23 protein-coding genes and 2 pseudogenes are annotated in these 24,486 nt (G+C 62.2%); 11 read left to right on the top strand and 14 right to left on the bottom strand.

Annotated features, from left to right (window positions below):
- The first annotated feature begins 10 nt into the window (after positions 1 to 10).
- A complete protein-coding gene (gene queF / locus NVV93_RS11130; protein ID WP_258250720.1) occupies positions 11 to 844 on the top strand; it encodes an NADPH-dependent 7-cyano-7-deazaguanine reductase QueF in 834 nt (277 codons plus the stop codon).
- A 45-nt stretch (positions 845 to 889) separates the two neighbouring features.
- On the opposite strand, the gene NVV93_RS11125 is transcribed toward queF, so the two are convergent.
- Positions 890 to 1,153, bottom strand: a complete 264-nt coding sequence (locus NVV93_RS11125; protein WP_258250719.1) for a DUF4404 family protein — start codon at positions 1,151 to 1,153, stop codon at positions 890 to 892.
- A gap of 106 nt (positions 1,154 to 1,259) precedes the next feature.
- The gene (locus tag NVV93_RS11120; protein ID WP_258250718.1) at positions 1,260 to 1,658 is read right to left on the bottom strand and encodes a thioesterase family protein; all 399 of its coding nucleotides are present in this window, start codon (positions 1,656 to 1,658) and stop codon (positions 1,260 to 1,262) included.
- Between the two features lie 107 nt (positions 1,659 to 1,765).
- Between NVV93_RS11120 and NVV93_RS11115 the strand changes: the two genes are divergently transcribed.
- Entirely contained in the window at positions 1,766 to 2,467 is a 702-nt protein-coding gene (locus NVV93_RS11115) for a VacJ family lipoprotein (protein ID WP_375162879.1), read from the top strand.
- A gap of 74 nt (positions 2,468 to 2,541) precedes the next feature.
- Here NVV93_RS11115 and NVV93_RS11110 read toward each other — a convergent pair whose 3' ends face one another.
- On the bottom strand, positions 2,542 to 2,841 hold the full coding sequence (locus tag NVV93_RS11110; protein ID WP_258250717.1) for a PilZ domain-containing protein: 300 nt from the start codon (positions 2,839 to 2,841) through the stop codon (positions 2,542 to 2,544).
- A gap of 208 nt (positions 2,842 to 3,049) precedes the next feature.
- Here NVV93_RS11110 and rssB point away from each other — a divergent pair, with 208 nt between their 5' ends.
- Together rssB and rssC are read left to right on the top strand one after the other, a co-directional pair.
- Positions 3,050 to 4,234, top strand: a complete 1,185-nt coding sequence (rssB, locus tag NVV93_RS11105) for a two-component system response regulator RssB (protein WP_258250716.1) — start codon at positions 3,050 to 3,052, stop codon at positions 4,232 to 4,234.
- A gap of 22 nt (positions 4,235 to 4,256) precedes the next feature.
- On the top strand, positions 4,257 to 4,742 hold the full coding sequence (gene rssC, locus NVV93_RS11100) for an anti-sigma factor antagonist RssC (RefSeq protein ID WP_258250715.1): 486 nt from the start codon (positions 4,257 to 4,259) through the stop codon (positions 4,740 to 4,742).
- Between the two features lie 63 nt (positions 4,743 to 4,805).
- Here the strand turns inward: rssC and tal are convergent, their stop codons facing one another.
- Positions 4,806 to 5,732, bottom strand: a complete 927-nt coding sequence (gene tal / locus NVV93_RS11095) for a transaldolase (RefSeq protein ID WP_258250714.1) — start codon at positions 5,730 to 5,732, stop codon at positions 4,806 to 4,808.
- 91 nt (positions 5,733 to 5,823) lie between these two features.
- Positions 5,824 to 6,690 (bottom strand): LysR substrate-binding domain-containing protein, encoded by an 867-nt coding sequence (locus NVV93_RS11090; RefSeq protein ID WP_258250713.1) that lies wholly within the window; start codon positions 6,688 to 6,690, stop codon positions 5,824 to 5,826.
- Positions 6,691 to 6,785: 95 nt separating this feature from the next.
- Between NVV93_RS11090 and NVV93_RS11085 the strand changes: the two genes are divergently transcribed.
- Positions 6,786 to 7,241, top strand: a complete 456-nt coding sequence (locus NVV93_RS11085) for a nucleoside deaminase (RefSeq protein ID WP_258250712.1) — start codon at positions 6,786 to 6,788, stop codon at positions 7,239 to 7,241.
- The gene (locus tag NVV93_RS11080) at positions 7,238 to 8,464 is read left to right on the top strand and encodes a CynX/NimT family MFS transporter (protein WP_258250711.1); all 1,227 of its coding nucleotides are present in this window, start codon (positions 7,238 to 7,240) and stop codon (positions 8,462 to 8,464) included. Before NVV93_RS11085 ends, NVV93_RS11080 begins: the two co-directional genes overlap by 4 nt.
- A gap of 208 nt (positions 8,465 to 8,672) precedes the next feature.
- Here the strand turns inward: NVV93_RS11080 and NVV93_RS11075 are convergent, their stop codons facing one another.
- The 4 genes from NVV93_RS11075 to NVV93_RS11060 all read right to left on the bottom strand — a co-directional run bounded on the left by NVV93_RS11075 (position 8,673) and on the right by NVV93_RS11060 (position 15,753).
- The gene (locus NVV93_RS11075) at positions 8,673 to 10,091 is read right to left on the bottom strand and encodes an efflux transporter outer membrane subunit (RefSeq protein ID WP_258254340.1); all 1,419 of its coding nucleotides are present in this window, start codon (positions 10,089 to 10,091) and stop codon (positions 8,673 to 8,675) included.
- Between the two features lie 38 nt (positions 10,092 to 10,129).
- Complete coding sequence (locus NVV93_RS11070; RefSeq protein ID WP_258250710.1) at positions 10,130 to 13,312, bottom strand: efflux RND transporter permease subunit; 3,183 nt, start codon at positions 13,310 to 13,312, stop codon at positions 10,130 to 10,132.
- 76 nt (positions 13,313 to 13,388) lie between these two features.
- Entirely contained in the window at positions 13,389 to 14,624 is a 1,236-nt protein-coding gene (gene mexE, locus NVV93_RS11065) for a multidrug efflux RND transporter periplasmic adaptor subunit MexE (protein ID WP_258250709.1), read from the bottom strand.
- 214 nt (positions 14,625 to 14,838) lie between these two features.
- A complete protein-coding gene (locus tag NVV93_RS11060) occupies positions 14,839 to 15,753 on the bottom strand; it encodes a LysR family transcriptional regulator (RefSeq protein WP_258250708.1) in 915 nt (304 codons plus the stop codon).
- 165 nt (positions 15,754 to 15,918) lie between these two features.
- Here NVV93_RS11060 and NVV93_RS11055 point away from each other — a divergent pair, with 165 nt between their 5' ends.
- Positions 15,919 to 16,932 carry a zinc-dependent alcohol dehydrogenase family protein gene (locus tag NVV93_RS11055; RefSeq protein ID WP_258250707.1) on the top strand — a complete coding sequence of 338 codons (1,014 nt, stop codon included), beginning with the start codon at positions 15,919 to 15,921 and terminating at the stop codon, positions 16,930 to 16,932.
- A gap of 162 nt (positions 16,933 to 17,094) precedes the next feature.
- Here the strand turns inward: NVV93_RS11055 and dusA are convergent, their stop codons facing one another.
- Positions 17,095 to 18,120, bottom strand: a complete 1,026-nt coding sequence (gene dusA / locus NVV93_RS11050) for a tRNA dihydrouridine(20/20a) synthase DusA (RefSeq protein WP_258250706.1) — start codon at positions 18,118 to 18,120, stop codon at positions 17,095 to 17,097.
- 85 nt (positions 18,121 to 18,205) lie between these two features.
- Between dusA and NVV93_RS11045 the strand changes: the two genes are divergently transcribed.
- Entirely contained in the window at positions 18,206 to 19,318 is a 1,113-nt protein-coding gene (locus tag NVV93_RS11045; protein ID WP_258250705.1) for a tyrosine-type recombinase/integrase, read from the top strand.
- Here the strand turns inward: NVV93_RS11045 and NVV93_RS11040 are convergent.
- The 4 genes and pseudogenes from NVV93_RS11040 to NVV93_RS11025 form a co-directional block, all read right to left on the bottom strand.
- Positions 19,315 to 19,596 carry a pyocin activator PrtN family protein gene (locus NVV93_RS11040; protein WP_258250704.1) on the bottom strand — a complete coding sequence of 94 codons (282 nt, stop codon included), beginning with the start codon at positions 19,594 to 19,596 and terminating at the stop codon, positions 19,315 to 19,317. The genes NVV93_RS11045 and NVV93_RS11040 overlap by 4 nt on opposite strands.
- Entirely contained in the window at positions 19,593 to 19,799 is a 207-nt protein-coding gene (locus NVV93_RS11035) for a hypothetical protein (RefSeq protein ID WP_258250703.1), read from the bottom strand. Before NVV93_RS11035 ends, NVV93_RS11040 begins: the two co-directional genes overlap by 4 nt.
- Before the next feature lie 223 nt (positions 19,800 to 20,022).
- Positions 20,023 to 20,364, bottom strand: coding sequence for a hypothetical protein (locus tag NVV93_RS11030; RefSeq protein WP_258250702.1), 342 nt, complete (start codon positions 20,362 to 20,364; stop codon positions 20,023 to 20,025).
- Between the two features lie 391 nt (positions 20,365 to 20,755).
- Positions 20,756 to 21,539 (bottom strand): annotated as a pseudogene (locus tag NVV93_RS11025) (lytic transglycosylase domain-containing protein).
- Positions 21,540 to 21,790: 251 nt separating this feature from the next.
- Between NVV93_RS11025 and NVV93_RS11020 the strand changes: the two are divergent.
- The 3 genes and pseudogenes from NVV93_RS11020 to NVV93_RS11010 all read left to right on the top strand — a co-directional run bounded on the left by NVV93_RS11020 (position 21,791) and on the right by NVV93_RS11010 (position 24,204).
- Positions 21,791 to 22,300 carry a ProQ/FinO family protein gene (locus NVV93_RS11020; protein WP_258250701.1) on the top strand — a complete coding sequence of 170 codons (510 nt, stop codon included), beginning with the start codon at positions 21,791 to 21,793 and terminating at the stop codon, positions 22,298 to 22,300.
- Between the two features lie 192 nt (positions 22,301 to 22,492).
- Positions 22,493 to 23,112 (top strand): annotated as a pseudogene (locus NVV93_RS11015) (tyrosine-type recombinase/integrase).
- A gap of 231 nt (positions 23,113 to 23,343) precedes the next feature.
- Positions 23,344 to 24,204, top strand: coding sequence for a CAP domain-containing protein (locus NVV93_RS11010; RefSeq protein ID WP_258250700.1), 861 nt, complete (start codon positions 23,344 to 23,346; stop codon positions 24,202 to 24,204).
- The last annotated feature ends 282 nt before the right edge of the window (positions 24,205 to 24,486 follow it).

The following is a 24,486-nucleotide window of genomic DNA, read 5'->3' as shown; positions in this document are numbered from 1 at the left end:
GGTTTTCGCCATGCAGCACCCTGCCGAACATTCGCCGCTAGGTAAATCCAGCGAATACATCGCCACTTACAGCCCGGAACTGCTGTTCCCCATTGCCCGCGCGACCAAGTGGGCGGAGCTGGGCCTGACCGCGCAAACCCTGCCCTATCAGGGCGTCGATTATTGGAATTGCTATGAGCTGTCCTGGCTGCTGCCGTCTGGTAAGCCAGTAGTAGCAATTGGCGAATTCGCGATTCCCGCAGACTCGCCGAATATCATCGAATCCAAGTCCTTCAAGCTGTATCTCAACTCGCTGAACCAGAGCACCTTCAGCGATGCTGCCGCGCTTGAAACAGTCATGACTCGGGATCTCTCGGCTGCCGCTGGTGCTCCGGTGGCAGTACGGGTGCGCAGCCTGGCCGATGTGCAGGCGCAAGGCGTGGCGCCGCTGCCTGGCGTGTGCATCGACGAACTGGATATCCAGGTGTCGCGCTACGAGCATCCGCAAGCCGAATTGCTGCGTTGCGAACCGTGCGGCTCGGTAGATGAGGCGTTGCACAGCCATTTGCTTAAATCCAATTGCCCGGTCACCGGTCAGCCTGACTGGGGCAGTGTGACGCTGGAGTATCAGGGCGCTGCGCGGCTAGATCCCGCCAGTTTTCTGGCTTATCTGGTGAGCTTTCGTCAGCACGTCGATTTTCACGAGCAATGCGTGGAGCGGATTTTCCTCGATCTGCAGCGATTGCTCGCGCCGACCAAGCTCACTGTCTATGCGCGCTATGTGCGCCGCGGCGGGTTGGATATCAATCCGTATCGCAGTACGGCGCCGATTACGCCGGACAATCGCCGACTGGTCCGCCAGTAACGCAAAAGCCCCGGTCGATGCCGGGGCTTTTTAGTTGTACAGGGCTCAAATACCCATGTTGGCGAGACTTTGCACGATGTTGCGCAATGTGCCGGCCAGCGTCGGATGCTCGACCTCGAAGCGTTCCACCGCGAGATTAACGCCATCCACCAACCCCGTGTCCGGGGTGACGGCTTCCAGTTCGAGTTTCAGTTCGATTTGACTGATCAAATCCTGCAGATGCGTCTGCTCTTCGGCGGTCAATGTGGTACCGCTATCGAGTTGTTCGCGCAGTTCATTCAATTGCTGCTGCAATTCACGAGCAGGCATGGGGTATCCCTCCATAGTAATTACAGGCATTGACCTGCCAGGCTGGCGAAAGGTCCACGCCTCACTGACAGGTTACGCCAACATCCGGGCATATTCATTGCGCGCATCAGGCAAATAGTTGGCGCACCGAGTCGGGAATCGGCACGCTGCGCTCCTCACGATGATTGATCCAGACGACTTTGCAAAAGCCTTCTCCGTAGACTGTTTGCGGGTTTTCCAGGGTGGTCATGCGATGTTCGAGGGTCAAACTGCTGCGGCCCGCTGCACCGAGATATAGCTCGACGACCACCGTCGCCGGATAAACCACCGCCTTCAGGTAGGTATGCATGTTTTGCAATACCACCGGCCCGACTTCGCTGAAATCCAGGCCCAGTTGGCGGAACCACTGTACTCGCGCCTCTTCCGTGTACTGAATATAGGTGGTGTTGTTGACGTGTTGGCGGCTATCCATGTCGCCCCAGCGCACTGGAATCCGCGCGGTGAAAACTAAGCGTTTTTCTGTCATAAAAGGTTTCGCTATGCTGCCGAAATAGTGGGGTCGAGGCTTTATACTGCGCAGCCAAATGGCGGTCGCCTGCTCGCCAAAGTACTTTTTCTCATGGAGAAACTGCAATGCGTGTTTTCGCTGCAAAGTGGATCGAGGGTCTGGTATGCCTTATGGCGTTCGCCAGTCTGGCACTGGTGCCATTGGCTGCACAGGCCGCAGAAGAAGACCCATGGGAAGGTTTCAATCGGGCAATTTTCCGATTCAACGATACCCTCGATACCTATGCGCTGAAGCCGCTTGCGCAGGGTTATCAGACGATCACCCCGCAATTTCTCGAAGATGGCGTGCATAACGTCTTCAACAACGTTGGCGACGTGGGCAACCTGGCCAACAACCTGCTGCAAGGCAAGATTCATGATGCCGGTGTTGATAGCAGCCGACTGATTTTCAACACCACGTTCGGGTTGCTTGGTTTCTTCGATGTCGGCACCTCAATGGGGCTGAACCGCAACGATGAAGACTTCGGCCAGACTCTCGGCGCCTGGGGCATAGGTAGCGGTCCGTACCTGATGCTGCCGTTCTTCGGTCCGAGCACCGTGCGTGATGCGCCGGCAATGATTCCGGATAGTTACCTCGGCCCGTATCCGTACATCGATCATGTGCCGACCCGTAACGTGACCCGCGGTGTGGACGTGATCGATACCCGGGCGAACCTGTTGTCGGCGGAGAAAATGATCAACGGCGATAAATACGTGTTCATCCGCAACGTCTACCTGCAGAACCGCGAATTCAAAGTGCAGGACGGCCAGGTCGAAGACGACTTTTAAAAGCTGTCGAACTTGCTTCCAGATGTGACAAAGGCGGCCTAGGCCGCCTTTGTCATGTTTGATTCAGAACGCGGTTAGTTCATCGCCACGATGGACAGCCCGAGTGCTTGACCACCCTCGTCCAGCGAGCTGACGCGAACCACTTCCGCCTCTACGTCCAGACCTTTGAGTTCGCGATGGGAGGAGGGGATCAACACTCGCACGCGGTCGCCCATCTTCAGTGCGGTAGGCGCTTCGAGGTGCATGCCGTTGCTCGAAAGGTCCAGGCAGATGGCTCCGAGCTCCCTCCCGCCGTGCACCAAAGTGACCGGGGCCTCAAGGCGCATTCGGATGAAGTCGCGTTTCTCACTGTAGTCCCGATCGTTTTGGGTCATGCCTTGATCCTCTTGTTATGACGTGTTTGCCTCTTATAGTCCCCACCGTTTTCGGGTGTAAAGGTGCCGGGCGCGCCAATCGGGCCAAGCTTGAATCAGGGCACGGATGGGAGTACCGTCTGCGCCTTAATGTGAGCCGAGTACACGCGTTCAGGATCTCACGCTCAACGCTTAAGCCAATTCCCTGGCGCCGTTTGCCTGGTACCCCATGCACAATTCCAGTGCCTCGCTGCTGATAATTGATGACGACGACGTAGTGCGCGCAAGCCTTGCGGCCTATCTGGAAGACAGCGGTTTCCATGTGCTGCAAGCCAGTAATGGCCTTCAGGGATTGCAGGTATTCGAGCGAGAAAAGCCCGATATTGTCGTTTGTGATCTGCGCATGCCTCAGGTCGATGGCCTTGAGCTGATTCGTCGAATTAACGCCTTGGAAGTCGAAGTGCCGGTAATCGTCGTTTCTGGCGCCGGCGTCATGGGCGATGTTGTCGAAGCCCTGCGTCTCGGGGCTGCCGATTACCTGATCAAGCCGTTGGAAGACCTTGCGGTGCTCGAGCATTCGGTGCGCCGCGCGCTGGATCGTGCGCACCTGCGCCTGGAAAACCGCCGTTATCGCGAGAAGCTGGAAGCGGCCAATCGCGAGCTGGAGGCCAGTCTGCACTTGTTGCAGGAGGACCAGAACGCCGGTCGCCAGGTACAGATGAATATGCTGCCGGTGACGCCTTGGGTTGCCGATGACCTGCAGTTCGCTCATCAGATCATTCCTTCTTTATATCTCTCGGGCGATTTCGTCGATTACTTCCGCATTGATGAGCGGCGGGTGGCGTTTTATTTGGCCGATGTCTCTGGACACGGCGCGTCTTCCGCGTTCGTGACTGTGCTGCTCAAGTTCATGACCACCCGGCTGTTGTATGAGTCGCGCCGTGGTGGACGTTTGCCGGCGTTCAAACCGTCGGACGTACTCGGGCACATCAACCGTGGGCTGATCAACTGCAAGCTCGGTAAGCATGTGACCATGCTTGGCGGCGTTATCGACCAGGTCGAGGGCACGCTGACCTACAGCATTGGCGGGCATTTGCCGCTACCGGTCATGTTTAGCGAAGGAAAAGCCCACTACCTGAACGGTAAGGGCTTGCCGGTGGGATTATTCGACGAGGCTGAATACTCGGACCAGGTGATGGATTTGCCTGCTTCCTTCAGTCTCACCCTGTTGTCCGATGGCATTCTGGACCTTTTGCCGGGCGACACACTCAAAGAGAAAGAGCTAGCGTTGCCTGAGCTGGTAAGTCAGGCAGGCGGAAGCCTGGAAGGGCTACGCCAGGTGCTTGGGCTGGGCGATTTGGGCGATATGCCTGACGATATTGCCCTGCTGGTATTGAGCAGGAACCTTGCGTGAGCAACAGCATGAGAGGCGTGGCATGAGTACCGGTAGAATTCAATTCGCCGAGCAGGATGGCACTTTCATCCTCAAATTCGTTGGTGAAGTCCGTCTGACCCTATGTTCGGCACTGGACGCCACGATCGAGAAGATTTTTTCCGCGCTGAATTTTTCCGCGATCATCATCGATCTCACCGAAACCCGCAGCATCGACAGCACCACCCTGGGCTTGTTGGCCAAACTGTCGATTCTTTCGCGGCAGAAAGTCGGATTGCTGCCAACTGTGGTTACCACTCACGAAGACATTACGCGCTTGCTGCAGTCGATGGGCTTCGATCAGGTATTCAATATTGTCGATCGCCCAGGAATTCCGTGTCCGGATTGCCTGGATGATTTGCCGTCGCAAGAGCAATCCGAAGACATCGTCAAAGCCAAGGTATTGGAAGCCCATAAGATCCTCATGGGTCTCAATGAATCCAATCGCGAGGCTTTCCATGATCTGGTCAACGCGCTCGAGCGCCACTGATTCGATCGGTTTGCTTCAAATGAAAACGCGCGCCCTAGGGCGCGCGTTTTTTGTTGGGCGACTTCACGCCTTGCTGGCGAGGAGCGCTTCGAGTTTTTCCTGATCGCGGGCGAACAGGCGGATACCTTCAGCAAGTTTCTCGGTGGCCATGGGATCCTCGTTCATGCCCCAGCGAAAGCGGCTTTCATCGAGCGATTGGCGTGCCTCGCCAGTTTTGCCAGGTGCCAGTTTGCGCGCCAGCGAGCCCTGGTCATCAGCCAGTTGCTGTAGCAACTCGGGGCTGATGGTCAGACGGTCGCAACCCGCTAGTTGCTCGATTTGGCCGAGGTTGCGGAAGCTCGCACCCATCACCACGGTCTGGTAGCCGTTGGCCTTGTAGTAGTCGTAGATGCGTGCCACCGAGCGCACGCCAGGGTCTTCGGCACCGACGAAATCGCGGCCCTCGGCCTTCTTGTACCAGTCGTAGATGCGCCCGACGAAGGGCGAGATCAGGAACACGCCGGCGTCGGCGCAGGCGGCGGCCTGGGCGAAGGCGAACAGCAGGGTCAGATTGGTCTGGATGCCAGCTTTTCCCAGCTGTTCGGCGGCGCGGATGCCTTCCCAGGTGGCGGCGATCTTGATCAGCACCCGCTCGCGGCCGATGCCGGCCTGCTCGTAGAGGCCGATCAGGCGTTCGGCGCGTTGCAGGGTGGCCTGGGTATCGAAGGACAAACGGGCGTCCACCTCGGTGGAGATGCGCCCGGGAATCACCTTGAGGATTTCCCCGCCGACCGCGACGCCGAAGCGGTCGCAGGCCAGGCCGAGATCGCCGTCGCAGCCGGCTACCGCATCGTCGAGCAGTTGCGCATAACGCGGCAGGGCGGCGGCCTTGAGCAGCAGCGAGGGATTGGTGGTGGCGTCGACCGGCTTGAGGCGGGCGATGGCGTCGATATCGCCGGTGTCGGCGACCACGGTGGTGAAAGCTTTAAGTTGATCCAGCTTGGAGGTCATGGCGAAGCCTTATCGTGGCGGATGCCATGACCTTACCCGAGCTGAATCTGCCCCTCAACGGGAGCTTTCTGCCAGCAGTGGCAATAAGCCGTTATTCGCGCAGTTGGTCGGCTGCCGTCTGCCCGCACAGCGCACGGAGCTGGTCGCACAGGCTGCGGCCGGCGCTGCCCAGCTCGGCGCGCGCATAGAGCACCAGTTCCAGCCCGTCGATCGACGGGAAACCTTCCTCGGCCGTCAGCACCTGATGCGAAGGCTGCTGGCAGCGCAGCGGCAACAGGCTCACGCCCATGCCGGCGCCCGCCGCCGCGGCGAGGCTGGCCAGGCTGGCGCTGCAATAGCTGATTCGCCAGCGGCGACCGTTGCCCTCCAGTGCGTGGATCATCTCCTGGCGATACAGGGCGCCCAGCGGAAATACCACCAGTGGCAGGGGATCGCGCCCGGCGCTGGGCTGCGCAGCGCTGTCCAGCCAGCACAGAGGTTCGGGCCAGCGTGCCAGGCAGTCGCTGTCGGCGCCCCACTGCTTGACCAGCAACAGGTCCAGCTCGCCGTTGCGATACTGGCGCAGCAGTTCATGGCTGAGGCCGCTGGAAATCTCCAGACGCAGGCGCGGGCGTTGGGCGCTGAACGCGGCGAGCAGCGGCATCATGCGTTCGCCGGCGAAGTCCTCGGGCATGCCCAGGCGCAGCACGCCTTCGCTGTGTTCCATGTTCAGCGCTACGCGGGCTTCCTCGCCCAGCTGCAGGATGCGCCGGGCATAACCGAGCAGACGTTCGCCTTCCTCGGTGGGCAGGATCTGGCGCTGGCTGCGGTCGAGCAGGCGGCAATCCAGGCTCTGTTCCAGACGGAGAATCTGCTGGCTGACGGTGGATTGGGTCAGGTGCAGGTGTTCGGCGGCGCGGGTGAAATTGCCGGCATCCACCACCATGACGAAACTGCGCAGCAAAGTCGGGTCGAGCATTCTGATTCCCACTGGAAAGCATTTCACCATTTAATTTCAACATACTAGGCCGCCTGGGCATAATTTTCTGACTTGCAGCAGAGTCGGTGACATTCATGCAACACGAAGATTTCATGCGCGAAGCCGTGGCCTTGGCCCGTGCCAATGTCGACGCTGGCGGGCGACCGTTCGGCGCCGTGCTGGTCCGCGATGGCCGGGTCATCGCGCGCGCCGCCAACGAAATCCACCTCGATCAGGACCCGACCGGCCACGCCGAGTTGTTGGCGATCCGCCGGGCCAGCCAGGTGCTCGGCAGTCCCCGGTTGGACGGCTGCGTGATCTACGCCAGCGGCCATCCGTGCCCGATGTGCCTGGCGGCCATGCACCTGTGCGGGGTGAGCGCGGCCTATTTCGCCTATTCGAACGAGGACGGCGCGGCCTTCGGGCTGTCGACCGCGGCGGTTTACGTGCAGATGGCGCACCCGCCGCAGGAGCAGTCGCTACCCTTGCGGCCACTGTTGCCCCAGGGCGAGCAGGGGTTGTACTCCTTCTGGCAAGCGACTCGGGGATGAGTGGCGGCGGTTGCGAGTCGGCGCTACGCGAGAGCGGAACGCGCGCCCAGGTGGGCTCGCTGGGCCTGCTGGTGATAGTCGCGCTGGGCATCAACCTGCGGCCGATGCTGACCTCGATTGGCCCCTTGCTCACCGAGATTCGCCAGGCGACTGGCCTGGGCTTCCAGGGTGCGTCGATGCTGACCGTCTTGCCGGTGCTGTGCATGGGCCTGTTCGCCTTGGCGCTGCCCTGGCTCGGACCTCGGCTCGGCGAGGGGCGGGGCATGGTCTGCGGGCTGCTGGCGATTGCCGTCGCCTGCCTATGGCGCCTGCTGCTAGACAGCGGCCTGGCGCTGGTGGCCAGCGCGGTGCTGGCCGGTACCGGCGTGGCGATCATCCAGGCGCTGGTGCCGGGAGTGATCAAGCGCTGGTTTCCGCAACGCGTGCCGGCCGCGATGGGCCTGTATTCGGCGTCCTTGATGGCCGGTGGCGGCAGTGCCGCTGTGCTGGCGCCGGTCGTCGCCGAGCATTTTGGGCGCTGGCAGAGCGGCCTCGGCATCTGGCTGCTGCCGGCGCTGTTCGGCCTGCTGCTATGGGGGCTGGGGCGGCCACGAGAGCCGGCTGCGGGCGTGCAGGCGCAGGCCGGCGGGCATTTCTTCGCCAGCCGCCGGGCCTGGTTATTGGCGATCTATTTCGGCCTGATCAACGGTGGCTATACCAGCATGGTTGCCTGGCTGCCGGTCTATTACCGGCAGCTGGACTGGAGCGCCGAGGCGAGTGGCCAACTGATCGGTTTGATGACCATCTTCCAGGTTCTCGCCGCCTTGAGCATGCCGATCCTCAGCCGTCGCTCGGCGGACCGCCGCCCCTGGCTCTGCCTGGCGCTGCTGGTGCAGCTTGGCGGCTTCGCCGGCCTGCTGCTGGCGCCGCTGTACTTGCCGGGCCTGTGGGTGGCCTTGATCGGCTATGGCCTGGGCGCCTGCTTCGCGCTCAGCCTGACGCTCACCCTCGACCACTTACCTGACCCCGGCGCCGCCGGCCGCTTGGCCGCATTCGTCCAAGGCATCGGCTTCATCATCACCGGCATCATTCCCTACGTGACCGGCTGGCTGCGCGATGTCACCGGCAGCTTCCAGACGTCCTGGCTGCTGCTCGCGGTGTCCATCGTGCTGATGCTCGGCGTGACGCTGCGCTTCGCCCCGCACGGCTACGCGCGCGCCATGCAGCGGCCAGTCGCGGAGTAGCGCGAGCAAGGTAAAAAAAACCGCGGTCAGGAGTCTGAACCGCGGGCGAGGGGAGCATTAGGTTCTGTACGAAAACTGCCTGCGCTCGGTGATGCTGCGTTAAAAAGTGGTTCGGACTGCTCATTTACAACTCGTAAACTCCGCGTCCTCGCCACTTTTTGCCTTGCCTGACCTTCGCTCGGCGACTTTTCGTACAGAACCTAGGTTGTCAGGCCGCTGGTTGCCAGCCACCGCCCAGCGCCTTGTAGATGGCGACTATGCCGCGATACACCTCGACCTCGGCCAGCGCCTGGGCATCCTCGGCGGCCAGGCGTTCGCGCTCGGCGTCGAGCAGCACGAGGAAGTCCACCGTGCCCTCGCGATAGCGGATCGCCGCCTGTTCGGCCGCGGCACGGCTGGCCTCGCTCTGGCGCACCAGCGAGAGCAGGCGCTGCTGGCGCTTGCCATAGTCGCTGAAGGCATTCTCCGACTCTTCCAGGGCCAGCAGCACCTGCTGCTCGTAGCTGGCCAGGGCGCCATCGGCGTCGGCCTCGGCACCGCGCAGACGGGCGCGCACGCTGCCCAGGTCGAACGCCGCCCAGCTGATAGTCGGGGCGATGGCCCAGGCGCGTGCGGCCGAGGAGCCCAGTTGCGAGCCGCGCCCGGCGGTGAAGCCGAGGAAACCACTGAGGCTGACCCGTGGAAACAGGTCCGCCGTGGCCACCCCGACATTCGCGGTGGCCGCCGCCAGCCGGCGTTCGGCGCTGCGGATATCCGGGCGGCGGCGCAGCAACTCACTCGGGTCGCCAATCGGCAGGGCCTTGCTGATGGCCGGCAGTTCGCGCGGACTGAGATCGACCTGCAACTGTTCCGGACGCTGGCCGAGCAGGGTGGCGATGCGGTTACGGGCGCGCACTTCCTGCGCCTGCAACTGCGGCAGGCTGGCTTCGGTGGCGGCCAGGCGGGCGTCGGCGCGCAGGACGTCGAGTTCGTTGCCGACTCCGGCCTCGCGCAGGCGCTCGGTGAGGTTGCGCGAGTCCTGCTGGTTCTGCAGGTTGCTGCGGGCGATGCGTTCGCGCAGTTGGGCGCCGCGCAGTTCGCCGTAGGCATCGACCAGTTCGGCAATCAGGCTGACTTGCAATTGCTGCAACTCGGCCTCGACGGTGCCGATGTCGGCGTCGCTGGCCTCTATCTGCCGTTGGATGCGGCCGAACAGGTCGAGCTCCCAGGCCATGTCCAGGCCGAGGTCGTAGCGTTCGATATTGACGCGGTCTTCGGTGACGCCGGGCTGTTGCGCTTTACCAATTTCGCTGCTGGCGCGGCTGGTGGCCGTGGGCAACTGATCGTTGGCGACATCGTCACGGATCGAGCGCGCCGCTTTCAGGCGGGCGAAAGCCACGCGCAGCTCGCGGTTGCCCTGCAGCGACTGGCTGACCAGCTGGTTCAGGGTCGGGTCGTCGAACTGTTGCCACCACAGCGTCTCAAAGCGTGCGCGGTCATAGTTGCCGCTATCGGCGCTGGTCACGCGGGCGGCTTCGGTCTGCGGCGCCTGATAGTCCGGGCCGACCGCGCAAGCGCTGATGGCCAGGGCCAAGAGGCTGATGCCGAAGGCTTTCAGGGGGCGGACGCGGAGCGTCCTGGGCTGCATTGCCACGCGGGAGCGTGGCAACGATCGGCTCTGGATGGTCATGCGTGCAGCTCCTTGAGTGACTCGACTTTCGCGGCCTTGCGCGCCTCGCGTTTCTCCACGAAACCGCGGATCAGCACATAGAACACCGGGGTTAGCAGCAGGCCGAAGAATGTCACCCCGATCATCCCGCTGAACACCGCGACGCCCATGGCGTGGCGCATCTCCGCACCGGCGCCGGAGGAGAGCACCAGCGGCACCACGCCCATGATGAAGGCGAAGCTGGTCATCAGGATCGGCCGCAGCCGCAGGCGGCAGGCTTCCAGTACCGCGGCGACGCGGTCCATGCCTTCCTCCTGTTTGTCCTTGGCGAACTCGACGATGAGGATGGCGTTCTTGCACGCCAGGCCGACCAGGACGATCAAACCGATCTGGGTGAAGATGTTGTTGTCGCCACCGGCCAGAATCACCCCGGTGATGGCCGACAGCAGGGTCATCGGCACGATCAGGATCACCGCCAGCGGCAGGCTCCAGCTCTCGTACTGCGCGGCCAGCACCAGGAAGGCGAGCAGCACGCAGAGCGGGAAGACGAAGATCGCGGAGTTGCCGGCGAGGATCTGCTGGTAGGTCAGTTCGGTCCACTCGTAGCTCATGCCGTTGGGCAGCTCTTCCTTCAGCAGCTTCTCCATCGCCGCCTCGGCCTGCCCTGAGCTGTAGCCCGGGGCGGCGGCGCCGTTGATCTCGGCGGTGAGGAAGCCGTTGTAGTGCATCACCCGGTCGGGACCGGCGCTGTCGCTGACCTTAACGAAGGTCGACAGTGGCACCATCTCGCCACGGTTGTTGCGCACCTTCAGTTGACCGATCTGCTCAGGCGCGAGGCGGAACTTCTGCTCGGCCTGCACGTTGACCTGATAGGTACGGCCGAAGCGGTTGAAGTCGTTGGCGTACAGCGAGCCGAGGTAGACCTGCATGGTGTCGAAGATGTCGCTGATCGCCACGCCGTGGGTCTTGGCCTTCTCGCGGTCGATATCGGCATCCACCTGCGGCACGTTGACCTGGTAGCTGGTGAACAGCCCGGCCAGCTCCGGCACGTTCTGGCTCTTGGCGATGACGTTCTGCACCTGGGTGTAGAGCTCCTCATAGCCGAGGTTGCCGCGGTCCTGCACCTGCACGCGGAAGCCGCCGATGGTGCCGAGGCCCTGCACGGGCGGCGGCGGGAAGATGGCGATGAAGGCGTCCTGGATTTCGCCGAACTGCGCGTTGAGGTCTTCGGCGATGGCGTTGGCGGACAGCGCCGGGTCCTTGCGCTGGTCGAAGGGCTTGAGCGGGGTGAAGACGATGCCGCTGTTCGGGCTGTTGGTGAAGCCGTTAATCGACAGGCCGGGGAAGGCCACGGTGTTCTCCACGCCCGGGTGCTTGCCGGCGATCTCCGACATGCGCTTGATCACCGCCTCGGTACGGTCGAGGGTGGCGGCGTCCGGCAACTGGGCGAAGGCCACCAGGTACTGCTTGTCCTGCGGTGGCACGAAGCCGGTCGGGGTGCTGGAGAAACCAAGGTAAGTCAGGCCCATCAACCCGGCGTAGACCACCAGCGCCACCGAGCTGCCGCGCAGCACGCGGCGTACCACGCCGACGTAGCCCTTGCCGGCACGTTCGAACGCGCGGTTGAACGGACGGAACAGCCAGCCGCCGAACAGCTTGTCGAGGGCCCGTGAGAAGCGGTCTTTCGGCGCGTCATGCTCGCGCAGCAGCACCGCGGCCAGGGCCGGCGACAGGGTCAGCGAGTTGAGCGCGGAGATCACCGTGGAGATCGCGATGGTCAGCGCGAACTGCTGGTAGAACTGCCCGGTGAGCCCGGAGATGAACGCGGTCGGCACGAACACCGCGCAGAGCACCAGGGCCGTGGCAACGATCGGCCCGGTGACTTCCTTCATCGCCTGCTTGGTGGCTTCCACCGGTGATTTGCCGAGGCCGATGTTCCGTTCGACGTTCTCTACCACGACGATGGCGTCGTCCACCACGATGCCGATGGCCAGCACCAGGCCGAACAGCGACAGCGCGTTGAGCGAGAAACCGAACATGTGCATCACGGCGAAGGTGCCGATCAGCGACACCGGCACGGCGGCCAGCGGGATGATCGAGGCGCGCCAGGTCTGCAGGAACAGGATCACCACCAGCACCACCAGGACGATGGCTTCGAGCAGGGTGTGTGCCACCGCTTCGATGGAGCCGCGCACGAAGATGGTCGGGTCGTAGACGATTTCGTAGTCGACGCCCTGCGGGAAGCTCTGCTTCAGCTCGCCCATGCGCTTGCGCACCGCATCGGAGATTTCGATGGCATTCGAGCCGGGGCGCTGGAACACCGGGATGGCCACCGCCGGCTGGTTGTTGAGCAGCGAGCGCAGGGCGTACTGGCTGGAGCCCAACTCGATGCGCGCGATGTCTTTCAGGCGAGTGATTTCGCCATCTTCACCGGCACGGATGATGATGTTCTCGAACTCTTCCTCGTTGATCAGCCGGCCCTGGGTGTTGATCGACAGCTGGAAGCTGGTATCGCCCGGTGCCGGCGGCGCGCCTAGGGAGCCGGCGGCGACCTGGCGGTTCTGCTCGCGAATGGCGTTGACCACGTCGCTGGCGGTGAGATTGCGCGAGGCCACCTTGTTCGGATCGAGCCACACGCGCAGCGAGTAGTTACCGAGGCCGAACAGTTGCACGTCGCCCACGCCGTCCAGGCGCGCCAGTTCGTCCTTGATGTTCAAGGCGGCGTAGTTGGACAGGTAGAGCATGTCGTAGCGGTTATCCGGCGAGGTCAGGTGCACGACCATGGTCAGGTCGGGCGAGGCCTTGTCGACGGTCACGCCGAGACGCTGCACTTCGGTGGGCAGGGTCGGCATGGTGCGCGTCACGCGGTTCTGCACCTGCACCTGGGCGTTGTCCAGGTCGGTGCCGAGAGCGAAGGTGATGGTCAGGGTCATCTTGCCGTCGGCGGTGCCCTGCGACGACATGTACAGCATGCCCTCGACCCCGGTGATCGCCTGCTCCAGCGGCGAGGCGACGGTTTCGCCGATCACCTTGGGGTTGGCACCGGGGAAGTTGGCGCGCACCACCACGGTGGGCGGCACCACTTCCGGGTATTCGCTGATCGGCAGCTGGAACAGCGAGATCGCGCCGCCGATCAGGATCAGCAGTGACAGCACGGCGGCGAAGATCGGCCGCGAAATGAAGAATTGCGAGAAGTTCATCGTCTGGGTCCCTCAGGATTCTCAGGCAAAACCGTCCCGTCGCCCCGCCGAAACGGGGCTGGAAGACGGGCTGGTTTTAGCCGCGCGGCGTGGTTGGGCGGTTGACGGGCTGGCGTTCGGCAACTCGGGGCGGATTGCTGGCGGCCACGGCGTTGCGTTGTTCGGCGAGGGCGGCGAGGGTGGCCGCATCTGCCATCGGCACCGCATCCGGGCTGACCGGCATGCCCGGGCGGGCGCGCTGCAGGCCGTTGACCACGATCTTCTCGCCCTTGGCCAGGCCGCTGCGCACGATGCGCAGGCCTTCCAGCTTGGGACCGAGTTCGATGGCGCGGTAGGCGACCTTGTCGTCCTCGGCGAGGACCAAGACGAACTTCTTGCCGAGGTCGGTGCCGACGGCCGAATCCTTGATCAGCGCGGCGTCGTAGGTGGCGCTGCCGACCAGCTTCAAGCGCGCGTAGAGGCCCGGGGTGAACTCGCCGTTGCGGTTGTCGAACACCGCGCGGCCGCGGATGGTGCCGGTCTTTGGATCGACCTGGTTGTCGATGAAGTCCATCTGCCCCAGGTGCGGGAAACCGTCCTCGTCGGACAGGCCGAGGTATACCGGGGTGGTGTCGCCGCGGCTGCCCTGGCGGGCCAGCTGGTTGTACTTGAGGAACACACGCTCGTCGGCGTCGAAGTAGGCGTACACCTTGTCGGTGGAGACCAGGCTGGTCAGGCGGGTTTCGCCGGCGTTGACCAGGTTGCCGGTGGTCACATCGGCGCGGCTGACGCGGCCGTCGATCGGCGCGCTGACGCGGGTGAAACTGAGGTTCAGGCGCGCCGCTTCCAGGCCAGCCTGGATCGCCGCGACTTCGGCACGGGCCTGCAGCGCTGCGCTGGCACGGGCATCGGCCAGTTCGGCGGAGATCGCGTTGCTGGCGCGCAGACGCTCGCCGCGGCGAGCTTCGTTCTCGGTGCGGCTGAGGTTGGCGCGGACTTGCTGGAGCTGAGCTTCCAGGCGGCGGACTTCGGCCTCGAACGGGCGCGGGTCGATCTGGAACAGCAGATCGCCTTTCTTCACCAGCGACCCTTCGCTGAAGGCCACCTGGTCGATGTAGCCGGACACCCGCGGGCGAACCACCACCGATTCCGGCGCTTCCAGGCGGCCGGTGAGCTCGTCCCACTCGTTGATCGGTTGCTCAATCACGGTAGCGACGCTGACCTTGGCGGGCAGGGTGGCCGCGGCCTGTTCCGGTGCGCGCCCACAGGCCGCAAGAATCAGCAGGGAAAGCGCGGCGAGGGGATAACGCAAGGCCTTGGATGACTGTTCCATGGGTGACTCCGCCAATCGTTTTTTAGGATTGGCGCAGTCTGCGACGCGGGTTTGTCGAGGACGAATCGAACCGGGCGAAGTTGAATATCAATCTGAATGATGGAAGGCGGTGTTGTATCGACGTGGACGTAGGATGGGTCGGGACGCGTAGTCTGAGCCGTAGGCGATACCCATGCGGGATCGGATTGATGGGTATCGCTGCGCTCAACCCATCCTACAGGCTGTCGGGATCGCCGAAGAACATCTGGATGCGCGAGCGCAACCAGCGTTCGGCCGGATCGTTGTCCTGCGCGCCGCGCCAGGCCATGTGCAGTTCGAAGCTGCCGGTCTCCAGCGGCAGGTCCTCGGCGCGCAGACCGCCGGCGGCGGTGAGGGCAGCGGCGGTGTAGTCCGGCACTGTGGCGACGATGTCGGTACCGGCCAGCAGGGTGCCGAGGCCGTTGAACTGCGGCACGGCCAGCACCACATGGCGGCTGCGGCCGAGCTTGGCCAGCTCTTCGTCGATGAAGCCGCTGAGGTCACCGGCGAAGGACACCAGCGCATGCGGCCGCGCGCAATAGTCGTCGAGGCTGAGCGCGCCTGGCGCGCTATCGGCGCGCAGCAGCTTGGGTTTATTGCGGCGCAGCACCTTGCGCTTGGCGTTGGCCGGCAGTTCGATGGTATAGCCGACCCCCACGGAAATTTCCCCGGACGCCAGCAGGCTAGGCGTCAGCAGATAGTTGGCCCGGCGCACGACCAGCACCACCCCTGGGGCTTCGGCGCGCAGACGCTTGAGCAGCGCCGGCAGCAGGGCAAACTCGACGTCGTCGGAGAGGCCGATGCGAAACACCGCGGTGCTGGTGGCCGGATCGAAGTCGGCGGCGCGGCTGACGGCGGTGGAAATCGAGTCGAGCGCCGGCGAAAGCAGCGCGAAGATCTCCACGGCGCGCGCCGAAGGCTCCATGCTGCGGCCGGTGCGGACGAACAGCGGGTCGTCGAACAGGCTGCGCAGACGGGCGAGGGCGGCACTGATCGCCGGCTGACCGAGGAACAGTTTTTCCGCCGCGCGGGTGACGCTGCGCTCGTGCATCAGCGTCTCGAAGACGATCAACAGGTTGAGGTCGACGCGACGTAGATCGTTACGGTTCATTCGGCTGGCCTCGGTTTCGCAGGCGAATAGGATTGAAGCGGCGGGTTGGTCACGTCAAGTCGCTGCATCATCGCTGTCTATGTGCACTATCGATGGCAGCGGGTAGTCTTAATCTCAAAGCCCGGATAAAGTCCGGGCCATTAGAAATAACCGGCGAGGTTCGTGATGTCCCGCATGATTCGCTTTCACCAATTTGGTCCTGCCGAAGTCCTCAAGATAGAACAGGTAGAGTCCGGCCAACCTGGCCCGGGCGAAGTATTGCTGCACGTCGAAGCGATTGGCGTGAGCTGGCATGACGTGCTCTGGCGGCAGAACCTGGCACCTAGCCAGGCTCGCTTGCCAGCCGGCATCGGCCACGAATTGGCCGGTGAGGTGCTGGCGGTGGGCGAGGGTGTTGATGATCTGTCGGTAGGCGATAAGGTCGCCAGCTTCCCGGCACACAGCGCCAACGACTATCCGGCGTATGGCGAACAACTGGTCATGCCGCGCAGTTCGCTGACCCGCTACCCCGAACAGCTCAGCGCCCAGCAAGCCGCGGTGCATTACACCGCTCTGCTGACTGGTTATTTCGCCTATGTCGACCTGGCTCGTGCAGAAACCGGGCAAAGCGTACTGCTCACCGATGCCGCGCACTGTGGCGGTCCGGCCATGTTGCAGCTCGGCAAGGCGCTCGGTTTGCGGATGATCGCCGCCACCAAGGATGCGGATGACCGCGAAGCCCTACTCGCGCTGGGCGCCGATAAGGTGATCGTCACCGAGGAAGAAGACTTGGTCGGCCGCATCGCCAAGATCACTGATGGCCGCGGCGTGGATATCGTCCTCGATGGCCTCGGTGGCCCGCAGATGTGTCTGCTCGGAGATGTGCTCGCCCCGCGTGGTCGCTTGGTCCTGTACGGATTGCAGGGCGGCAACGAAACGCCGTTCCCGGCCTGTGCAGCGTTCCAGAAGAACATTCAGTTCTTCGTCCATTGTCTGGGCAATTTCACCGGCAAGCCGGAGCTGAGCATTCCTCAGGACGAAGTGGCGTTGCAGCGCGCGCTGGTGGCAATTAACCAGATGACCCGCGACGGACTGCTGACCACCGAAGTCGGGAAAGTCTTGCCACTGGAAGCCGCCGCCGAAGCCCACCGTTATATGGAAGGCTGCCCGAAGGGCGGGCGAGTGGTACTGGTTCCATAGTTCCGGGGGGCAGCTCGATCTTGTAGGGTGGATGTCGCGCAGCACATCCACCGCGGGTCGAGCCCTCTCCGCAGTCTGCTCATCCGCCCGTGGAGAGTGGGTGGAAAACGCTTCGCGGTTTTCCACGGGGTGGCCTTCCACCCTACGGAACTACGTGTGTGGTTATCGCCCTTGCAGCAGTTCGATGGTCTGATCGAGCAACGCCAGCGGCTCTTTACTCTTGTGAATATCCACCGACAGCATCTGCCGAAAACGTCGCGCACCTGGAAAACCGGTGCCCAGGCCGAGGACGTGGCGGGTGATGTGATGCATCGCCCCGCCCTCGGCCAGGTGGCGCTCGATGTACGGGCGCATCAGCGTCAGTGCCTCGGCGCGGCTGATGATCGGCCCGTCGCCGCCGAACAGCGCGCGGTCCACTTCCGCCAGCAGAAAAGGGTTGTGATAGGCCTCGCGGCCGAGCATCACGCCGTCGAAAGTCTGCAGATGGTTCTGGCACTCCTCCAGGGTCTTGATCCCGCCGTTGAGGATGATCTCCAGATCCGGGAAGTCGCGCTTGAGCTGCGCCGCCACGTCGTAGCGCAATGGGGGGATCTCGCGGTTCTCCTTCGGCGACAGACCGGCGAGGATGGCTATTCGCGCATGCACGGTGAAACTGCGGCAACCGGCGTCGCGCACCTGGCCGACGAAGTCGCACAGCTCGGCGTAGCTGTCGCGGCCATCGATGCCGATGCGGTGCTTGACCGTGATCGGGATCGCCACCGCATCCAGCATGGACTTGACGCAGTCGCCCACCAGCGCCGGATGGCCCATCAGGCAGGCGCCGATCATGTTGTTCTGCACCCGGTCGCTGGGGCAGCCGACGTTGAGGTTGACCTCGTCGTAGCCCGCCTCTTCGGCCATCCGCGCGCACGCGGCCAGCTCGTCAGGCACGCTACCGCCGAGCTGTAGCGCCAGCGGATGCTCGCTCTCATCATGGCGCAGGAAGCGCGCGTGATCCCCGCGCAGCAACGCGCCCGTGGTGACCATCTCGGTATACAGCAGGGCATGTTTGGACAGCAGGCGCAGGAAGAAGCGACAGTGTCGATCAGTCCAATCCATCATCGGCGCAACAGAAAACCTCCTATTTGGCTCTGGCCGCTCTGTTATGGGCGCTGTAGCTGTATTTGTGGGGTTTTCTGCTTCGCTCATTTGCTACCGTTTTCGCTTATTTTTGCTCGTTTCTGAGAGTGCGTTGCTACAATGTAGCAACGCAAATCAGTCGTGTAGCAAAATCATGGGCTCTATAACTATCCGCAAGCGCAAGGACGGGTCTGCACGGTATACCGCGCAAATCAGGATCATGCAGCAGGGCGCAACAGTTTATCAGGAAAGCCAGACCTTCGACCGCAAGGCCACCGCGCAGGCCTGGGTCAAGCGGCGCGAGACGGAATTGGCTGAGCCAGGCGCCATTGCTAAAGCAAATCGCAAGGGCGTGACGGTCAAGGAAATGATCAAGCGCTACCTTGATGAGTATGAAAAGATCAAGCCGCTGGGCAAGACCAAGCGCGCCACGCTCAAGGCCATCAGCGAGACATGGCTGGGCGAACTTGAAGACTCGCACATCACCAGCCAGCGGTTGGTCGAGTACGGCAATCGCCGGATGCAAGAGGACGGCATTCAGGCGCAGACGCTCGGCAATGACCTGGCTCACCTGGGCGCAGTGTTCTCTGTAGCAAGGCCAGCATGGGGTTATGACATTGACCCGATGGCGATGCCTGACGCGCGCCGGGTCCTGCGCAAGATGGGTGCCGTGACCAAGAGCAAGGAAAGGACGCGCCGGCCCACGTTGGATGAACTGGACAAGCTGCTGGCTTACTTCTCCGAGATGCGCGACCGCCGCAAGCAACAGATCGACATGGTGCGAGTAACCGTGTTCGCGCTGTTCTCAACGCGCCGGCAAGAGGAGATCACGCGCATTCGCTGGGGTGCTATGGATGAGCCAGGCCAGCGGGTGCTGATCACCGATATGAAGAATCCAGGCCAGAAGCACGGCAATGACGTGTGGTGCCTGGTTCCAGATGAGGCTTGGCGCATCCTGCAGTCAATGCCTCGGGTTGCTGACGAGGTATTCCCCTATAACGCCAGATCAGTGTCCGCGTCGTTTACACGTGCCTGCAGTTTTCTGGAGATTGACGATCTGCATTTTCACGACCTGCGCCATGACGGCGTGAGTCGGCTTTTTGAAATGGGTTGGGATATTCCGAAAGCGGCCAGCGTGTCGGGCCATCGGGATTGGAACTCGATGCGGCGCTACACGCACCTACGGGGGAATGGCGATCCGTACAAGGATTGGCCATGGCTGGAGAGGGTTGTAACGGGCCCCGTGATTGGGGCCGTGTTGGGTTAGGACACTCGACGTATGCCTCGCCCCATCAATTTGTCGTGCTCCGCCTTGGCCTTGCTGTGCTGGGTGTCGAGGTAAGTAGCCAGATCAGACAGGTGAACGCCTCGCGCTGACTTCTGGCTGCTCTCCATCGGTACCAGTGTCAGGTCGATTTGTCCGGCGGCGACCTTGAGTTTCATTTTCTCTGGCGTCAGGTGGCTGAAATAGTCAGCACAGACGCGCTCAAGCGGGATGATTGCTTGGCCGTTGTACTGGGCCATCAGTAGGAAGGCAGTATTCATGCCGCACCTGCCATAGACTTTCCGGCCATGGCCAGTTCGTCGTCAAGGGCATCGATCTGCTGCATCAGGTTGACCTGGGTGTGCTCGCCGCATCCACGGGTAGCCTCGTTCCAGTTTTTGCTGGCGGAGCGTATCAAGTTGAGGTTGCCCATATGATGCACTCGGGTTTGCCATAGTTCGTCGTCTGTTTGTGTTGTGCTCATGCAGCCACCCGCTGCTGGTGGGTGGTGCAGGGACGATTCTTATTTTTCATTGGGCGCCCTAGTCGTACCCCTGAAAACCAAGGGCCGAAGTTCCTGGTACAAAAGAGAGGAAAAAGGCCCGGACAAGCCGCTAATTCTGACTCCCGCCCTCTCGTCTGGGGCGGTCACCTGTAATCAGTCCTACGATTTAAGTATTAACCAGCTCCTGATTTTCTGCTTAAAACTACTCTGAGAACTGCTCTGGAGGCCCCGGAATTGCTGGGTTTTGTGGTTTTGAGAAGTTGTACGTAGTACCGCGTTGCTCAGCTTCTTTAGCCATATTCGCAGCCAGGGCGGGGAACGGCTGAATAGTTCGTATTTTCTTGTCGGTGATGCGCTGCAAGACCAGGGGGAGTTTGTCTTTTGGGTAGCGCTGGCCGTGTTCGTCGCACGCCGAGCGGAACAAGCGGTAGTCGCATTCTTTCACCCGGCGCGCCTCGATAATCTTGCGGAGAATGCTGGTGGACGGTCGATTTGGCAGCGCCACCATCAGCAGGTCCCCCAGCTCAGCCTGGTTGTAACTCAAGGCCCGGGCGTCGTAGAGAAGGGTAGCGGCCTGGTACTAGACGCCTCGAGCACCGGTTTCCATGGTTAATCGTTCGTGGCTGAGGGTGCCGGTCTTGACGACCTTGAAAGTGATTTCGTCGGCAGCCTGCGTAATTGCACTGACTTGACCACCCGATTGCATCCCTCCTGACCAAGTATTTGCATTCGTGTCGACCATCCGCTTGCATGCGGTTTAACCAGTCACACCGTAGTAACGACCGGCTGCAATCGGCCCAGGCTGTGTGAAAGCGTTTCGAGTGCCAAGCGCCGAACAATCAACGATCAAATCTGGTGCTCTCTCTCGAGTCCTATGCAAGCTAGCTCGGATAACTTTCGCACATTTCGCGTACCGGGTTATGCGCCCTACGGTACTAGCGATGGTTGCGATAGCGTTCGGTCAAGGACTGCACGAGGGTGACGTAGGATTGCGTCTCGGCGTAGGGAGGCACCCCGTTGTACTCCGGCGTTGTAACCTGCCAACGCCAGCACCTGGTTGCCGTTGAAGCGCTTGAGCAGCCAGGCCAGGTAGCGCACGCCGCCACGAATGTTCTGTCGTGCGTCGAACGGATCGTCCACGGCGAAGCGCTCGGCGGTGGCTGGCATCAACTGCATCAGCCCCTGGGCGCCGGCTTCGGAAATGGTGTTGGGGCGAAACGCCGATTCGGCATGGATCACTGCGCGGACCAGCGCCCTGTCGACACCATAATGACCCGAAGCGGCTTCAATCTCCCGACGATAGGAATGGGTGTCCAGGCGCAGTGAGGCGACCTTGAAATCCTTCGGCGCCATGCACAGATAGCAGCCCTTGATGTAATAGAGCTCAAGGATATCGACCCGTGCGGAGATCCCGACTGGGCGCCGGCTCACATATTGACGAATACCCTTGTGGACGAAGGTGTACACCCGAATCCGCATCGCGCTTGAGTTGTCGTCCCGCACAAGCCGTGGCAGGGCCATTGCCTTGGCGCCGACACCCGCCATGCCATTCAGGCGAGTGCAGCGGCCGCTGGCGATGGCTTGGCTGGTGTAGCTGATGGCTCCGTCCCTGGCTTGGCACTTGAACATGGCGCTGGCGCACAGTGGCGCGACCAGCAAGGCCAGCTCGATGCAGCCAAGAAGACTCTTGCGAGCCCATCGCCATGCTCTGAAACTCATCACATCGCTCCGCGCCGCAGGCGCCGATCAGGCCTGGGCCGCCTAGCCCGGGCGCTGTCTTTGGAGGGCCTATTCTGGGTGACCCGCCTTTTGTTCTGGTAGTTATACCCCTTGTAACTGGCCTTGGAACTTGCGTTGACGTACGGGCTGCCGGCGTTCCCAGGCGAGGCGCCGGCCTGATTAGGCTGATCCCAAAGACTGCATGGGATAATCTTGCGCAACGAATCAACCATGAAACTGCGAACTGAACGATGGGTTTTGAACAACTAGCTGAGCTACGTGACCGCCTGCGGGCTGAAAATGAGCAGGTAAAGACTGATAGCACGAAGCCGCGCAAACGGAAGTCCTCCCTGCAAGCGAAGCCTCGTGAGCAAGATCCTGCGGTTGAAGCGATCTGGCGATTACAGAAGCACTTTCCATTAGCCTTCCCGGTCAATCCAGCCCCTAAGGTTCCGCTCAAGGAGGGCATTTTCAAGGATGCCGAGCAACACCTGGAGCTGCTCGGAATCTCCAGCGAGCAGCTCAAACTGGGCATCGCGACCTGGTGCCGGGGGAGTCGATACTGGGCAAGCATGACGGAGAATGCGCCGCGCTTGGACTTGAGCGGCCAGGCAGTTGGCGCGGTGACGGCGGCTCAGGTGCTGCATGCGAAGCAGCAGGCAAAGCGGCAGCGCGGACAAGCGCGACGTATTCAGTCAAAGCCGAAAGAGCGTGTACAGGACCCCGCCGCCGATACCGCTGCAGAACAGATCGTGGATTAAAGTCACTCGCGCTCGGCATCGAGTCGCCCAATCAATCCAGTCACCGGCAAAGTGCGCGAGTGACTGCTAGCCAGCGCCCTCAATGTCGCGTGAGGTGCTGATGAGGCGACTCGAAGGGCAGTTCATGGCCGGTTAGCGACCATGTGCCGTGGCTGATCCACCCTTGCCCTCCCTCAACACGGAGGACAAGCCATGAAATCCAGCGCCATCTACAACCATTGCCCTTGGAACAAGGGAAAGCTAGTCGGGCAGAAAGCCCCACTGCGGCTCAGAGATATTTGGGCCATCCGGGTAAGGCTCCAGATCGCGGAGCGAACCCGGGATCTTGCTCTATTCGACCTGGCGATCGACAGCAAGCTGCGAGCCTGCGACTTAACCAAGCTTCGTGTGCGGGACATAGCCCATGGAGACCATGTGTCGTCGCGAGCCATCGTGATGCAGCAGAAAACTCAGCGCCCAGTGCAATTTGAGATCACTGAGCAACCCGGGCGGCTTTGGAGGCCTGGATACATCAGGCCCAGCTCCGCAGCGAGGACTGCCTATTTCCGAGCCGGCTGCACGGCTCAGATCATCTCTCCTCCAGGCAATACGCTCGAATCGTCAAAGCCTGGGTGACAGCCATTGGCCTTGATCCAGCCATGTATGGCACCCACACGCTGCGGCGTACGAAGGCATCACTGATCTATCGCAGAACGAAGAACCTGAGGGCAGTCCAACTCCTGCTCGGCCATACGAAGCTTGAAAGCACCGTCCGATACCTAAAAATTGAGGTCGATGACGCCTTGGAAATAGCGGAGCAGACCGAGGCCTGACCATGCATAGTGACGGTTGAAGCCAGACCGTCGCTATGCAGGGTCAGAAACGGACACACCGCTCCAATCGCAAATTTGTCCCCTTTGCCCGTGAACCTTGCGTTGCGGCCCGCAGTCTTAGCCCGGTCTCGAAGTCCAGTTGCCAGCAACTTCAGCAAGGCGCTTCCCCGGTCTTCTGCCTCGCCTTTATCGCCAATGCCGTCGTCATCCCATCAGAGCTGTTCGCCGTTCATGCGCCAATCCGCCCGTACCTCCCGCATTGTCTCGTTTTGCCTCATTTCGTTGCTCCCTCTGTTCGCCAGTCCCGCCCATGCCAGCGGGGAAAGGCAATTGCTGGCGGCCATCAACGATTACCGCGCCCAACCCCAGCGCTGCGAGAGACGCACGGTCCAGGCGTTGGCGCCGCTGGCGCTGAAGTCGAGCCTGGCCTTGCCGGTCGGCTTTAACGGCGGTTTGCGGGAAGCGTTGAAGGCTTCCGGCTATCAGACGATGACGGTGCGGACCATCCGCCTGGTCGGGGCGGAGGATGCCGAGGCAGCCTTTGCCATGCTCCGGCGCGGTTACTGCAGGGCCCTGCTCGATACGCAATTCGCCGATATCGGCGTCAGTCGCACAAGAAGCAAGTGGCGGGTGGTACTGGCACGGCCCTTGTTCGATAACCATCTGGGCGATTGGAGGGCGGCGGGCAAGGCCTTGCTGGTCCAGGTCAACGCGGCACGGGCGAAGCCGCGCCTGTGTGGTCGTCGGCGCTTCGCCGCCGCACGGCCATTGACCTGGAATTCCGCCCTGGGGGCGGCGGCCCAGGAACACAGTCGGGCGATGGCCAACGGCAACTACTTCGCACACCAGGACCCCGACGGTGATTCGCCGGCGGATCGGGCGCGGGCCGCCGGCTACCGTGGCCGGCAGATCGGCGAGAACATCGCCGCCGGACAAGGCTCATCGAGCCAGGCGCTGGAAGGCTGGCTGGCCAGCCCCGGGCATTGCGCCAACCTGATGACCCCGCTGTTTACCCAGGTTGGCGCGGCCTATGCAGCGCAATCGCGTAGCGCCGCGGGAATATATTGGACGATGCTGTTCGGCGCGCCCTGAGTTGTAGTCGCGGATCTCTTGCGTGTGGGCGACCCACTGCCACGGGCGCCAAAGCGAAGGGGGCTTGCAATGAGGGGAGTCCATATACGGACCTTAAACGGCAGCACCTGACCAAGCCAACCTGACTAGCGCAGCGGCTCACTGGTACTCGGGCTACAGCGACAGAGACCTATCTTGAATCACGCGCTTCAACGAACGGGCTAATGGAGATCACCACTTCGGACTGGGCGATCACCTAAGCAAGTGAGCAAGGAGGCTGGGTGGCGAGATCGATTTGTATAG

The organism is Pseudomonas sp. LS44 (assembly GCF_024730785.1).
Classification (GTDB): Bacteria; Pseudomonadota; Gammaproteobacteria; order Pseudomonadales; family Pseudomonadaceae; genus Aquipseudomonas.
The sequence above is the reverse complement of the archived record's forward strand: the minus strand, read 5'-3'. Positions and strand labels throughout refer to the sequence as shown.

Bases quoted from the DNA above. Each gene is read 5' to 3' on its own strand.
- tal (WP_258250714.1), bottom strand. From the start codon at position 5,732: ATGACCTCCAAGCTGGATCAACTTAAAGCTTTCACCACCGTGGTCGCC.
- queF (WP_258250720.1), top strand. From the start codon at position 11: ATGCAGCACCCTGCCGAACATTCGCCGCTAGGTAAATCCAGCGAATAC.
- NVV93_RS11115 (WP_375162879.1), top strand. From the start codon at position 1,766: ATGCGTGTTTTCGCTGCAAAGTGGATCGAGGGTCTGGTATGCCTTATG.
- NVV93_RS11040 (WP_258250704.1), bottom strand. From the start codon at position 19,596: ATGAATACTGCCTTCCTACTGATGGCCCAGTACAACGGCCAAGCAATC.
- NVV93_RS11110 (WP_258250717.1), bottom strand. From the start codon at position 2,841: ATGACCCAAAACGATCGGGACTACAGTGAGAAACGCGACTTCATCCGA.
- NVV93_RS11120 (WP_258250718.1), bottom strand. From the start codon at position 1,658: ATGACAGAAAAACGCTTAGTTTTCACCGCGCGGATTCCAGTGCGCTGG.
- mexE (WP_258250709.1), bottom strand. From the start codon at position 14,624: ATGGAACAGTCATCCAAGGCCTTGCGTTATCCCCTCGCCGCGCTTTCC.
- NVV93_RS11125 (WP_258250719.1), bottom strand. From the start codon at position 1,153: ATGCCTGCTCGTGAATTGCAGCAGCAATTGAATGAACTGCGCGAACAA.
- dusA (WP_258250706.1), bottom strand. From the start codon at position 18,120: ATGAGCGAAGCAGAAAACCCCACAAATACAGCTACAGCGCCCATAACA.
- NVV93_RS11060 (WP_258250708.1), bottom strand. From the start codon at position 15,753: ATGAACCGTAACGATCTACGTCGCGTCGACCTCAACCTGTTGATCGTC.
- NVV93_RS11075 (WP_258254340.1), bottom strand. From the start codon at position 10,091: ATGCAGCCCAGGACGCTCCGCGTCCGCCCCCTGAAAGCCTTCGGCATC.
- NVV93_RS11090 (WP_258250713.1), bottom strand. From the start codon at position 6,690: ATGCTCGACCCGACTTTGCTGCGCAGTTTCGTCATGGTGGTGGATGCC.
- NVV93_RS11080 (WP_258250711.1), top strand. From the start codon at position 7,238: ATGAGTGGCGGCGGTTGCGAGTCGGCGCTACGCGAGAGCGGAACGCGC.
- NVV93_RS11070 (WP_258250710.1), bottom strand. From the start codon at position 13,312: ATGAACTTCTCGCAATTCTTCATTTCGCGGCCGATCTTCGCCGCCGTG.
- rssC (WP_258250715.1), top strand. From the start codon at position 4,257: ATGAGTACCGGTAGAATTCAATTCGCCGAGCAGGATGGCACTTTCATC.
- rssB (WP_258250716.1), top strand. From the start codon at position 3,050: ATGCACAATTCCAGTGCCTCGCTGCTGATAATTGATGACGACGACGTA.
- NVV93_RS11020 (WP_258250701.1), top strand. From the start codon at position 21,791: ATGGGTTTTGAACAACTAGCTGAGCTACGTGACCGCCTGCGGGCTGAA.
- NVV93_RS11010 (WP_258250700.1), top strand. From the start codon at position 23,344: ATGCGCCAATCCGCCCGTACCTCCCGCATTGTCTCGTTTTGCCTCATT.
- NVV93_RS11045 (WP_258250705.1), top strand. From the start codon at position 18,206: ATGGGCTCTATAACTATCCGCAAGCGCAAGGACGGGTCTGCACGGTAT.
- NVV93_RS11035 (WP_258250703.1), bottom strand. From the start codon at position 19,799: ATGAGCACAACACAAACAGACGACGAACTATGGCAAACCCGAGTGCAT.
- NVV93_RS11055 (WP_258250707.1), top strand. From the start codon at position 15,919: ATGTCCCGCATGATTCGCTTTCACCAATTTGGTCCTGCCGAAGTCCTC.
- NVV93_RS11085 (WP_258250712.1), top strand. From the start codon at position 6,786: ATGCAACACGAAGATTTCATGCGCGAAGCCGTGGCCTTGGCCCGTGCC.